The following is an 11,236-nucleotide window of genomic DNA, read 5'->3' as shown; positions in this document are numbered from 1 at the left end:
GCCGGGTGCTGGCCGGCGACCCCGGGCGCCCCGGCCCACCCGGCGCCCGGTCGGCCGCCCGGGGCGCCGGCCCACCCGGGGGCGGCCCGGTGGGCCGGCCCACCGGGCCGCCCGCGGCGGTGCCGTCGCGCCACGCCACGCGGCCGCCGCGCACCCCGGGGGGACGCGGCCCCACGGATGACACCGGCCGGCCGGACGGGCCGCACCGGGACGCACCGGGCCCGGTGCGACCGGGAGCGGGCAGCTGTCCGCCGGAGGAGGCGGTCGTCGCGCACCGGAGCACGCGCGACGGCGCTGCCGAGGGCGGGGCGGTCGTCGTACCGTGACCACCACGCCCCTACGATGATCATGTGGTCGCGGCGCTGGAGCTCTACCTGGACACCGACGCCACCCGGCGGATCCGGGTGCTCTGGGACGCCCTGGAGTCCGAGGGGGTGCAGAGCATGCGGTCGCTGCTGGAGCAGCGCCACCGCCCGCACGTCTCGCTCGCCGTCGCGCCCCGCTTCGACCCCGAGCGGGTGACGGCGGCGCTGCGCGCCACGGTGGTGGCCGCGCCCCTGCGGCTGAGCTTCCAGCACGCCGGGCAGTTCGTCGGCCGGGTGCTCTGGCTGGGCCCGACCCCCACCGCCGACCTGCTGGCGCACCACGCGCGGGTGCACCATCTGCTGGCCGAGGCGGGGATCGGGCTGGTCGAGCACTACCAGCCCGGGCGTTGGGTCCCGCACTGCACGCTCTCGATGCGGGTGCCCAACGCCCTGATGGCCGCCGCCGTACGCCGCTGCCTGGAGGTGCTGCCGCTGGAGGCCACCGTGGTCGGCGCGGCCCTCACCGACCACGCCCGGGGCATCTGCCACCCGCTGCCCTGACCGGACGACGTCGGCGGGTCCGACCCGCACCCCTCGTCGCGCTCGTGGCCGACCGTCACCACGCCGTCCGTCGTCCGCCGTCCGCCTCGCTGACGGGGGCGGCCCGGCGCGTCCGGCGGCGCGCCGGGCAGGCGGACCGCGCATGCGCCTTGTCCGCGCCTCGCCCGCGGGTGGATCCTGTAGGGAATCGACAGGTACGGATCCATGGAGGTTCGATGCGTCGTCTCCCGCCCGCCCTGCTCCTGCTCGCCGCGCTGCTGCTCGGCCTGCCGACACCCGCCCACGCCGCCCCCGGCCACGCCGACGCCACGGCCGCGCTGGCGGAGGTCCGCACCGCCGGCACCGCCCTCGGGTTCGACCCCGCGACCGGCCGGATGACCCTGACCGTCGACGACACCGTCCCCGCCCCGGAGCTCGCGGCGCTGCGGGCGACCGCCGCCCGGGCCGGGGCGGTGCTGCGCCGGGAGCCGGGCGAGCTGCGCCTCCTCATCGCCGGCGGACAGGCGATCTACGGCGGCGGCGGGCGCTGCTCGCTCGGCGCCAACGTCCGCAGCGGCAGCACCTACTACTTCGTCACCGCCGGCCACTGCACCGCCGCCGCCACCACCTGGTACGCCGACGGCGCGCAGAGCACCGTCCTGGGCAGCCGGGCGGGCAGCAGCTTCCCCGGCAACGACTACGGGCTGGTCCGCTACACCGGCCGGGTCGCCCACCCCAGCGCCGTCTACACCTACCCCGGTCTGCTCACCATCAACGGCGCCGGCAACGCCCAGGTCGGCCAGACGGTCTGCCGCAGCGGCTCCACGACCGGGGTGCGTTGCGGCACGGTCACCGGGCTCAACGCGACAGTCAACTACGCCCAGGGCAGCGTCACCGGCCTGATCCGGACCAACATCTGCGCCGAGCCGGGCGACAGCGGCGGCCCGCTCTACGTCCCGGCCACCGGCGTGATCCTCGGCATCCTCTCCGGCGGCAGCGGCAACTGCACCACCGGCGGCACCACCTACTACCAGCCGATCACCGAGATCCTGGCCGCGTACGGGGTGGCCATCCCCTGAGCCGGCACGTACCCGGCCCGACCCGCTCGACGGGGCGGGCCGGGCCCGGCGCGGGATCAACCCTTGCGGCCGGTGGTGGCGATCCCCTCGACGAAGTGGCGCTGGGCGAGGAAGAAGAGCACCAGCATCGGCACGGTCGCGATGACGCTGCCCGCCAGCACGATCTCCCACTGCTGCTCGCCGCCGTAGCCGAAGCGGTCCAGTACCACCTTCAGGCCGCGCGGGAGGGTGTACAGCTCCTCGTCGCGCAGGTAGATCAGCGGCTTCATCAGGTCCGTCCAGCTCGCCTTGAACTCGAAGACGAAGGCCACCAGCAGGGCGGGGCGGATCAACGGGAAGGCCATCTTCCAGAACAACTGCGGATAGCTCGCCCCGTCGACCCGGGCCGCCTCGAAGTACTCGCGGGGCAACGAGAGCAGGAACTGCCGCAGCAGGAAGATGTAGAACGCCGAGCCGAACAGGTTGCCCGCCCACAGCGGCACCTGGGTGCCGGTCAGCCGCAGTTCCGACCAGATCAGGTAGGTCGGGATCATGGTCACCGCGAACGGCAGCATCATCGTCGCCAGCACCAGGCCGAAGAGCAGGTCGCGCCCCGGGAACCGGAAGTACGCGAAGCCGAACGCCACCCAGGCGCTGGAGATCGTCACCGCCAACGCCGCCGCCGTGCCGACCACCAGGCTGTTGAGCAGCCAGCCCACCATCGGCACCGCCTGCCACGCGTCGGCGTAGTTCTCCGGTGCGAACGGCGTCGGCAGGAACCCGCCGGAGAAGACGTACTCGCGGGGCCGCAGGGAGGCGCCGACCAGCCAGACGAACGGCAGCATGAACACCGTGGCGGCACCGACGAGCGCGACGACGAAGAGCACCCGCTGCCAGAGCGGGCGACGGCCCTCCTCGGCCGCCGCCCGGCGGTCGGCCTTCCCGGGCTCGCCCGGGCGTACGGGGGCGGCGACCGCCCGCTCGACGGTGGCGGTCACGGCTGGTCCCCCTCGTAGTAGACGAACCGGTTGCCGAGCTTCACCTGCACCAGCGTGATGATCATGATGATCAGGAAGAGCAGCCAGGCCATGGCGGAGGCGAAGCCCATGTGCAGGAACTGGAACGCCTCCTGGAACAGGTGGATCACGTAGAACGACGCCGCGTCGCTGTTGAACGCGCCCTGCGTCTGCCGGTTGCCGAAGTACATCGTGTAGACCTCGGTGAACATCTGCAGGGACGAGATCGTGTTAACGATCAGCGTGAAGAACAGCGCGCCGGAGATCATCGGCAGCGTCACGTGCCGGAACCGGGCCCAGCCGCCGGCGCCGTCGATGCTCGCCGCCTCGTACAGGTCGCGCGGCACGTTCTGCAGCGCGGCCAGGTAGATGATCACGGTGGAGCCGAGGCTCCACAGGCTCATCAGCACGATGCCGGGCATCACCCAGTCCGGGTCGGTGGTCCAGCTCGGGCCCTCGACGCCGACCAGGGCGAGGCCCCGGTTGATCAGGCCGTCCTGGGTGTTGAGCAGGAGCAGGAACAGGATGCCCACGGCCACCGCCGGGGTCATCACCGGCAGATAGAAGACGGTACGGAAGAAGCCCTGCAACCGTCCCACCCGCTTGAGCAGCAGCGCCAGCCCCAGCGAGATGGCCATCACCAGCGGGACGTGCAGGACCGTGTAGTACACGGTGTTGCCCAGGCTGCGCGCCACCATCGGGTCGGACATCAGCTCGCGGTAGTTGTCCAGGCCGGTGTACCGGGGCGCGTTGATCGCGTCGTACTCGGTGAAGCTGAGCCAGGCGCTGGCGATCATCGGCCCGGCGTTGAAGACCAGGAACCCGACGATCCACGGCGCCAGGAAGAGGAACGCCCAGCGCGCCTCCCGCCGGGCCAGCGGCGTACGACGCCGCCGGCCGGCGGGAGCGGGGATGGTGGTGGCCATCGCCGGGGGCTACTTCGACGCCTTGTCGAGTGCGGCGGTCGCCTCCTGCTGGGCCCGGGCCAGTGCCTCCGCCGGCTGCGACTGCCCGGAGAGCACCCGGTTGACGGCGTCGGTCCAGGCCTTGTCGAACTCCGCGCCGGCGGGCGAGGCCGGCATGGCGAACGCGGCGTCCTGCACCGAGCGGATGGTGGCCACCGCGTCGTCGAAGCGCTTGTTGCCGGTGGGCTGGTAGAGCTCGTCGAAGATCCGCTGGTCGGCGGCGACGTTGCCGGTGTAGACGCCGGTGAACGGCTGCCCGGCGCTCTTGCGCGCGTCGGCGCGGGCCTTGGCGGCGGCGACCCAGGTGTCGGTGGCGGTCACCTTCTTGACGAAGGCGCACGCGGCGTCCGGGTTCTTCGCGCCCTTGGGCACCACCCAGCCCAGCCCCGAGGAGAGGGTCAGCGGCTTGCCCTGCCGGTCGACGAAGGGCTTGACCACCAGTTCGGCGTTCGGGCTGTTCTTGGCGGCCTGGTTGAGGAACCACTCCTCCATCGGCCAGGCGACGATCTGGTTCTTCGCGAGGGGGTTCTGCGCGCCGAAGAAGTCGAAGGTGTCCCGGAAGGACTTGAATTTACCCCAGCCGGCCTGGTCCTGGATCAGCTTCAGGCCGGTGGTGAGCGCCTCGGCCACCTTCGGGTCGTCGAGGTTGGCCTTGGTGCCGTCGGCGGAGAGCATGTCGACGCCGTTGGCCTTGGCCCACATGGGCAGGAACTCGGGGATCTTCGGGTCGATGCCGATGCGGGAGAGCCGGCCGTCGGAGACCTTGGCCAGCTTGGCGTTGAGCGCCGGCAGCCCCGCCCAGTTCGCCAGGTCGACGTCGGCGGCGCTCAGGCCCGCCTGCTTGAGCAGTGCCTCGTTGAGGTAGACCACCCGGACGCTGGAGAACTCGGGGATGCCGTAGACGGTGCCGTCGAGGGTGACCTGCTCGCGCGCCGCCGGCCGGTACTGCCCCATGTCGACGTCCTGCTTGTCGACGCAGTCGGTCAGCGGCTGGATGGAGCCGCGCTTGGCGTACGTGCCGATCAGCTTGCGGTCCATGTAGACCAGGTCCGGCGGATTGCCGGAGGCGACCGCGGAGAGGAACTGCTGCTCGTCGAAGGCCCCCTCGGTGATCTTCAGGTCGACGTCCGGGTTGTCGCGCTTGAACGCGTCGACGCGCGTGGTCGCGATCTCGTCGGAGAGGCCGAAGCCCATGGTGGAGAGGGTCCCGCTGGTCGCGGTGCCACCGCCCCCCTCGTCGCCACCGCCGACGCCTCCGCATCCGCTGACCGTCAGGGCGAGCACCCCGACGAGCGCGGCAGCACGCGCCATCCGTGTCATCTGATTCTCCTCCTGCGAGCCGGCGGGCGTCGCTGCCCGCGCGCCCAGCACTTCTCCGAACCACCGGTGCTCTAAACGTCGCAGGAGGAAATGGCGCCCGTGGGATGTCCAGGCGGGGCGGGGCGGGGCGGTCCACTGTGCCGTCCCCGCCCGGAGTCGGTCAGGCGGCCCGGGGGGTCAGGAGGTAGTCGTCGGCCTCGGGGCTCCACCGCAGGTCCACGACACCGCTGGTGGCGGCGGCCTTGCAGAACTGGAGAAAGCTGCGGTAGCCCAGCTTCTTCTCACTGAAGTCGGCCCGCGCCCGGCGCAGCTGGTTCTTGAGGCCCGAGAGCGCCACCGCGCCCTCCTCCCCGGCCAGGTCCGAGACCACCGTACGGAGCAGCCCGAACGCCACCTCCCGGTCGCCGTGCTCGGGCAGGGAGACCTCGGGGTCGCCCTTGGCGGGGCCCTCCGCCAACTCGACCACGTTGTGCCCGGCGAGGTGCCGCAGCAGCTCCCCGAAGGTGCGGAACCCGTAGTCGGACTCGCTGAACGTCGGGTCCTTGCGCAGCAGGGTGCGCTTCAGCGTCGACGCGGTCACCTCGCCGCTGGAACTGCCCTGGAGGCCGGCCACCGTCTGGGCCACCTGCACGGCGAGCGTGTCGACGTCGCGGGCGGCCTCCTCGGCCGTCGGCTGCGGCTCGGACTCCTGCTCCACCTGCTGCGCGTCGAGGGTGGGCAGCCGGACCGGGCGGCCCCGCCGGCCCCGGGCGGGCGGGGTGTCGATGCCCTCCAGCCGGTCGTAGTAGAGGAACTCGTCGCAGGCCGGCGGCAGGAGCGCCGAGGTCGACTTCTCCACCCCGACGCCGATCACGCGCTTGTTCAGCTCCCGAAGCTTGTGCACCAGCGGGGTGAAGTCGCTGTCGCCGGTGCAGATCACGAACGTGGAGATGTACCCGCGTTCGAAGGCCAGCTCCACCGCGTCGACGGCCATCTTGATGTCGGCGGCGTTCTTGCGCGAGGCGCCCATGCGCTGCGGGATCTCGATGAGTTCGACGTGCGAACGGGTCAGCATCCGCCGGTCCTCGTCGAAGTACGACCAGTCGGCGTACGCCCGGCGTACCACCACCCGGCCGCGTTCGGCCAGGGCGTCGGCGATGGGACGGAAGTCGAAGGCGACGCCGCCGAGGTGGTCGCGTGCCCCCAGCGCGAGGTTCTCGTAGTCGAGGAACAGGGCGATGCGGTCTTCTTGATCCACGCAGGTCACCCTACGCCGTCACCTGCGCCCGGACCGGGAGGTGGTGCTGGGTACACCCCGGTGGTACGCCCAGTGGGCTGGGGCACGGGTCCCGCCGTCACTAGCGTCGGCGCCATGACGACCGCCCCACCTCCGCACCTGGCCGAGGCGTTGCGCCGGCCCGGCTACCTGCTCTCCCCGTGGCCGTGGCGCGCGCTGGCCTACCTGCTCACCACCGTCCCGGTCGCCGGGGTGCTCGCCGTCGGGCTGCTCGTCGTCGGGGCACCCCTGCTGGCGGCGGTCAACGCCGCGCGGCAGGACCGCCCGGTCGAGCTTCCCCTCGTGCTGTTCCTGACCGTCGGCGCGCTGGCGGTGCTGGCGGCGGCCCCGATCGTGAGCATCGGGGTCACCGCCGTCGAACGGCAGCGGCTCGGCCTCGTGGACGCGCGGCCGCTGCCCGCGTACCGGTGGCGGGGCCTGGCCGCGCGCTACACCGACGCCGCGGCGTGGCGGGAGGTCGCCCACACCTTCTGGTTGGGCGGCGTCGTGCCGCTCGGGTACGCCGTGTTCACCCTGCTCGTGCTGCTCGACCTCACGCTGGTCGCCAGCCCCTGGCTGGTCGGCGACGCCGACGAGGTCGTCGTGCTCTGGAGCACGGTCGACACGGCCGGTGAGGCCGTCCCCTACGCCGTCGTCGGGGTGCTGCTCCTGCCGGTGCTCTGGTACGGGCTCGGCGTGCTCGCCGCGAGCCAGGGCGCGGTGGCCCGCTGGCTGCTCGGCCGGCCCGCCGACGCGGCGGCGCTGCGGGAGGTCAGCCGCTCGCGGGCGCGGCTGGTGGACGCGTACGAGGCCGAACGCCGCCGCATCGAGCGCGACATGCACGACGGCGTGCAGCCCCGGCTGACCACGCTCACCCTGCACCTGGGCCTGGCCCGGCTGGACGTGCCCGCGGACTCCCCCGCCGCAGCGCCGCTCGCCGTCGCGCACGAGCAGGCCAGGGGCCTGATGGTCCTGCTCCGGCAGATCGTGCACGGCATCCGCCCGCAGAGCCTCACCGACCTCGGTCTGGCCGGCGCGGTCCGGGAGCTGGCCGGTGAGGCCACGCTCCCGGTCACCGTCCGCGCCGACCTCGGGCAGCCGCTGCCCGAACTCGTCGAGAGCACCGCCTACTTCGTGGTCTCGGAGTCGCTGGGCAACGTCGTCCGGCACGCCGGGGCGACCCGGGCCGAGGTCCGGCTCAGCCAGGGCCCCGGAGAACTCGTCGTGGAAATCCGCGACGACGGGCGCGGCGGGGCCGACCCGGGGCGCGGCACCGGCCTCACCGGCCTCGCCGACCGGGTGGCCGCCGCCGACGGGCGGCTGCTGCTCGCCAGCCCGCCCGGCGGCCCTACCCTGGTCCGGGTGGAGCTGCCGTGCCGCCGATGACCCGGGTCGTACTCGCCGAGGACGAGGTCCTGCTGCGGGCGGGTCTCGCCAGCCTGCTGGCCAGGTTCGACTTCGAGGTGGTCGCCGCCGTCGGCACTGCGCCGGGCCTACGGGACGCGGTCCGGGCGTACGAGCCGGAGCTGGTGGTGACCGACATCAGGATGCCCCCCGGCCTGCGCGACGACGGCCTGCGTACCGCCGTGGCACTGCGTGCCGAACGCCCGCGGCTCGCCGTCATGGTGCTGAGCCAGCACGTGCGGCCCGAGTACGCCTCGGCCCTGCTGGCCAGCGGCGACGGCCGGGGCGTCGGCTACCTGCTCAAGGACCGCGTCGCCGAGGTGGCCGAGTTCGCCGGGCAGCTGCGCACGGTCGCCGCCGGCGGCACGGTCGTCGATCCCGACGTCGTACGCCGGCTGCTGCACCGACCGCGCGACCCGCTCGCGGCGCTCTCCCCCCGCGAGCGGGAGGTGCTCACGCTGCTCGCGGAGGGCCGCTCCAACGCGGCGATCGCCGCGCGGCTGCGCGTGAGCGAGGCGGCGGTCGGCAAGCACGTCGGCAACATCCTGGCGAAGCTCGGCCTGCCGCCCAGCGACGACACCAACCGCCGGGTGCTGGCGGCCCTCACCTACCTCTCCGCCGGCGCCGCGCCGCCGACCGGCACCGTCGGGAGTCCCGGCCCCGGCGGCGGTCCGGCCGCCTAGACCGGGACTCGCCGAAAGTTGGGCGTCCGCTCTCCCGTCGTTCACGCCCGCACCGCTAGCATCGCTGCTCATGAATATCAGGAGCAGTGCCCGCCCGGCACCCCGAGGTCTGGCGGTGGCCTTCGCGCTCGCCGCCGTGCTGGTGGCATCCGTGGCGGTGACGGCGGCGTCGGCCGCCACCACGCTGACCGTGGCCCAGGCACTCGCCGCCCAGGACGGCCGGACGGCGACCGTCACCGGATACGTCGTCGGCCAACCGACCGGCGCCACGACGGTGCTCCGGTCCGGCTTCACCGCGGACACCGCGATCGCGATCGCCGACACGGCGGCCGAGACCGGCCCGGGCAGGATGCTCTACGTCCAGGTGACCGCCGCCTACCGGAGCACGTTCGGGCTGCTCACCAACCCGGGCCTGCGGGGCCAGCGGATCACCGCCACCGGCGCGCTGACCGCCTACTTCAGCCACGGCGGCCTGAAGAACCCGACGGCGATGACCCTGGGCGGCACCGCGCCCTCGCCGAGCCAGTCGTCTACGCCGGCTCCCACCCCCACCGCGCCCGGTGGCGGGTACGACACCACCTACTACGCCGACGCCATGGGCAAGTCCGGCACGGCGCTGCGCGGCGCGCTGCACTCGATCATCAAGGTGCAGACGAAGCTCTCCTACGACCAGGTGTGGGAGGCGCTGCGCGACACCGACCAGGACCCGGCGAACAGCAACAACGTCATCCTGCTCAACACCGGACGGTCGCAGAGCAAGACCAGCAACGGCGGCGGCGTCGACGACTGGAACCGCGAGCACGTCTGGGCCAAGTCGCACGGCGACTTCGGCACCGCGACCGGCCCGGGGACCGACGTGCACCACCTGCGGCCGGAAGACGTCTCGGTCAACTCGACGCGCGGCAACAAGGACTTCGACACCGGCGGCAGCCCCGTGGCCGAGGCGCCCGGCTGCTACACCGACGCCGACTCGTGGGAGCCGCGCGACGCGGTCAAGGGCGACGTGGCCCGCATGGTCATGTACATGGCGGTCCGGTACGAGGGCACCGACGGCTGGCCCGACCTGGAGCTGAACCAGTCGGTCAACAACGGCACCGCGCCCTACCACGGCCGCCTGTCGGTGCTGTTGCAGTGGCACCGGGCCGACCCGCCGGACGCGTTCGAGAAGCGCCGCAACCAGCGGATCCACGAGCGCTGGCAGGGCAACCGGAACCCCTTCGTCGACCACCCGGAGTGGGCGAGCGCCATCTGGGGCTGACCCGTCCCCGCCCGACGTCGCGGCCGGTCCCCCCGCTTCGGGACCGGCCGCGCGTCATGGCGGATCGTGCCGCACCGGTCAGCCGGCCGCCCGCAGGTCGGACTCGGTGATCCCGTCGAGCAGGCGGCCAGAGCTGCGAGGCGACCCGCATCAGGTCGACGGCCCGACGCGAGGTGAGCAGCCGAACGGGTGACGTGACGGCCATCTTCCTACCGGACAAATAGGAGACAGGCCGTCCTCCGCGTCCGCGCGGTCACGCCGGTCCCGGGTTGTCGGAGGGCTCCGCTACGGTGCTGTCCGTGGTGACCGTGGCCGATGTCCGCGCGCTGGCCCGCACGCTGCCACGCAGCAGCGAGCACCTCGTCCGCGACCGGGTGAAGTTCCGGGTCGGCGCCATCGTCTACGTCGCGTTCTCGCGCGACGAGCAGACGATGGGCTTCGGCTACCCCAAGGAGCAGCGGGACGGGCTGGTCGCCGCGGAGCCGGATCTGTTCTTCCTGCCCGGAGCGTCCGACCTGCGCTTCAACTGGGTGTGCTGCCACCTCGCCCGGCTCGCCCCGGAGCAGATGACCGAGCTGGTGACGGAGGCGTGGCGGATGGTGGTGCCCAGGTTCCTCGCCCGACAGAGGCTGGGTGACTGAGGGGCGGCACCGCCCGCCGTCGACCTGGCGCGCCACCACCTCACCCCCGCCCCGTCAGCCCCGACGCGGCGAGGGTGTGCTTCAGCGTGGCCGGGCGTACGCCAGCGGCAGTGGCGCCAGCTGACCGTCCCACGTGCCGGTTAACATCGCGCCGGCCGGTTGGTGGCCGCCGTCGAGGCGCCGGACGACGGCCAACTCCACGGTGTCCGTGACGATGAGCGTGGGGTCGCCCCACACCACACGGCGCACCGCGCCGAGGGCCGGGACGTCACCGCCCCCGGTGCCGGTGCCGGTGATCGTCATCGACGGCTCACGCAGCTCGCGGCGGCCGTCGACCTCGAAGAACTCCTCCGCCTGCCCGGCATCCGCGAGCACGGCGGCGGCCAGCGCCGCGGCGTAGACGGGGTCCGCGCACGCGTCGTACACCCAGCGGCGACCCAGCACCGAGTGCTCGGTGGTCCCGACCAGCCAGTCGTCCGCGCCGTCCAGGGGCGCGCCGCGGTAGGTGAGCGGAACCTGGTGGACGGGCCCGTCCCCGGCCCTGACGAGCATCGTCTCGATGCCGACGGCGCCGGCCGGATCGTCGAACCGGTAGGACGCCACCCGTTCGATGTCGGCGGTCTCCGGTCCGGTGTACCACGGCCGACCGGGCAACCACGCCGTCAGGAGTGCAAGCTTCGTGGGGCGTAGTTCCGCCCGGTGCAGCAGCGCCATACGCCGCATCGTAGGCGCACGGCCCGCCCCGGCGCTGACCCCCACAGCGCGAAGGCCCGGCCCGTCCCGCGCGATCC

General features: G+C 73.2%; 11 protein-coding genes. 6 read left to right on the top strand and 5 right to left on the bottom strand.

Translation table 11 applies throughout. From position 1 onward, the window contains the following. Positions 1-350 precede the first annotated feature (350 nt). Positions 351-866, top strand: a complete 516-nt coding sequence (locus V6V16_RS07185) for a 2'-5' RNA ligase family protein (RefSeq protein WP_334560703.1) — start codon at positions 351-353, stop codon at positions 864-866. Between the two features lie 215 nt (positions 867-1,081). After that, entirely contained in the window at positions 1,082-1,924 is an 843-nt protein-coding gene (locus tag V6V16_RS07180) for a S1 family peptidase (RefSeq protein WP_334560700.1), read from the top strand. Between the two features lie 56 nt (positions 1,925-1,980). On the opposite strand, the gene V6V16_RS07175 is transcribed toward V6V16_RS07180, so the two are convergent. The 4 genes from V6V16_RS07175 to V6V16_RS07160 all read right to left on the bottom strand — a co-directional run bounded on the left by V6V16_RS07175 (position 1,981) and on the right by V6V16_RS07160 (position 6,441). After that, complete coding sequence (locus V6V16_RS07175) at positions 1,981-2,901, bottom strand: carbohydrate ABC transporter permease (RefSeq protein ID WP_334560697.1); 921 nt, start codon at positions 2,899-2,901, stop codon at positions 1,981-1,983. Continuing rightward, positions 2,898-3,845 carry a carbohydrate ABC transporter permease gene (locus V6V16_RS07170; RefSeq protein ID WP_334560695.1) on the bottom strand — a complete coding sequence of 316 codons (948 nt, stop codon included), beginning with the start codon at positions 3,843-3,845 and terminating at the stop codon, positions 2,898-2,900. The genes V6V16_RS07175 and V6V16_RS07170 overlap by 4 nt, the downstream gene beginning before the upstream one ends. A 9-nt stretch (positions 3,846-3,854) precedes the next feature. Then, positions 3,855-5,204 (bottom strand): extracellular solute-binding protein, encoded by a 1,350-nt coding sequence (locus V6V16_RS07165; RefSeq protein ID WP_334560694.1) that lies wholly within the window; start codon positions 5,202-5,204, stop codon positions 3,855-3,857. A gap of 160 nt (positions 5,205-5,364) precedes the next feature. Next, positions 5,365-6,441, bottom strand: coding sequence for a PIN domain-containing protein (locus V6V16_RS07160; protein ID WP_334560692.1), 1,077 nt, complete (start codon positions 6,439-6,441; stop codon positions 5,365-5,367). A gap of 114 nt (positions 6,442-6,555) precedes the next feature. On the opposite strand from V6V16_RS07160, the gene V6V16_RS07155 reads away from it, so the two are divergent. The 4 genes from V6V16_RS07155 (at position 6,556) to V6V16_RS07140 (ending at position 10,445) form a co-directional block, all read left to right on the top strand. After that, complete coding sequence (locus V6V16_RS07155; protein ID WP_334560690.1) at positions 6,556-7,845, top strand: sensor histidine kinase; 1,290 nt, start codon at positions 6,556-6,558, stop codon at positions 7,843-7,845. Then, positions 7,842-8,546, top strand: a complete 705-nt coding sequence (locus V6V16_RS07150; RefSeq protein ID WP_442934045.1) for a LuxR C-terminal-related transcriptional regulator — start codon at positions 7,842-7,844, stop codon at positions 8,544-8,546. Before V6V16_RS07155 ends, V6V16_RS07150 begins: the two co-directional genes overlap by 4 nt. A gap of 70 nt (positions 8,547-8,616) precedes the next feature. After that, positions 8,617-9,804: an endonuclease gene (locus tag V6V16_RS07145; protein ID WP_334560687.1), complete on the top strand. Its 1,188-nt coding sequence runs from the start codon at positions 8,617-8,619 to the stop codon at positions 9,802-9,804. Between the two features lie 302 nt (positions 9,805-10,106). Continuing rightward, on the top strand, positions 10,107-10,445 hold the full coding sequence (locus tag V6V16_RS07140; protein ID WP_334560684.1) for an MmcQ/YjbR family DNA-binding protein: 339 nt from the start codon (positions 10,107-10,109) through the stop codon (positions 10,443-10,445). Positions 10,446-10,526: 81 nt separating this feature from the next. Here V6V16_RS07140 and V6V16_RS07135 read toward each other — a convergent pair whose 3' ends face one another. Next, complete coding sequence (locus tag V6V16_RS07135; RefSeq protein WP_334560682.1) at positions 10,527-11,159, bottom strand: CG0192-related protein; 633 nt, start codon at positions 11,157-11,159, stop codon at positions 10,527-10,529. Positions 11,160-11,236 lie beyond the last annotated feature (77 nt).

Source organism: Micromonospora sp. CPCC 205561 (genome assembly GCF_036906775.1).
In the GTDB taxonomy this organism is placed as follows: Bacteria; Actinomycetota; Actinomycetes; order Mycobacteriales; family Micromonosporaceae; genus Micromonospora.
The sequence above is the reverse complement of the archived record's forward strand: the minus strand, read 5'-3'. Positions and strand labels throughout refer to the sequence as shown.

What these genes read in the sequence shown, in the direction of transcription:
- V6V16_RS07180 (WP_334560700.1), top strand. Translation starts at nt 1,082, where the DNA reads ATGCGTCGTCTCCCGCCCGCCCTGCTCCTGCTCGCCGCGCTGCTGCTC.
- V6V16_RS07170 (WP_334560695.1), bottom strand. Translation starts at nt 3,845, where the DNA reads ATGGCCACCACCATCCCCGCTCCCGCCGGCCGGCGGCGTCGTACGCCG.
- V6V16_RS07165 (WP_334560694.1), bottom strand. Translation starts at nt 5,204, where the DNA reads ATGACACGGATGGCGCGTGCTGCCGCGCTCGTCGGGGTGCTCGCCCTG.
- V6V16_RS07155 (WP_334560690.1), top strand. Translation starts at nt 6,556, where the DNA reads ATGACGACCGCCCCACCTCCGCACCTGGCCGAGGCGTTGCGCCGGCCC.
- V6V16_RS07150 (WP_442934045.1), top strand. Translation starts at nt 7,842, where the DNA reads ATGACCCGGGTCGTACTCGCCGAGGACGAGGTCCTGCTGCGGGCGGGT.
- V6V16_RS07145 (WP_334560687.1), top strand. Translation starts at nt 8,617, where the DNA reads ATGAATATCAGGAGCAGTGCCCGCCCGGCACCCCGAGGTCTGGCGGTG.
- V6V16_RS07135 (WP_334560682.1), bottom strand. Translation starts at nt 11,159, where the DNA reads ATGGCGCTGCTGCACCGGGCGGAACTACGCCCCACGAAGCTTGCACTC.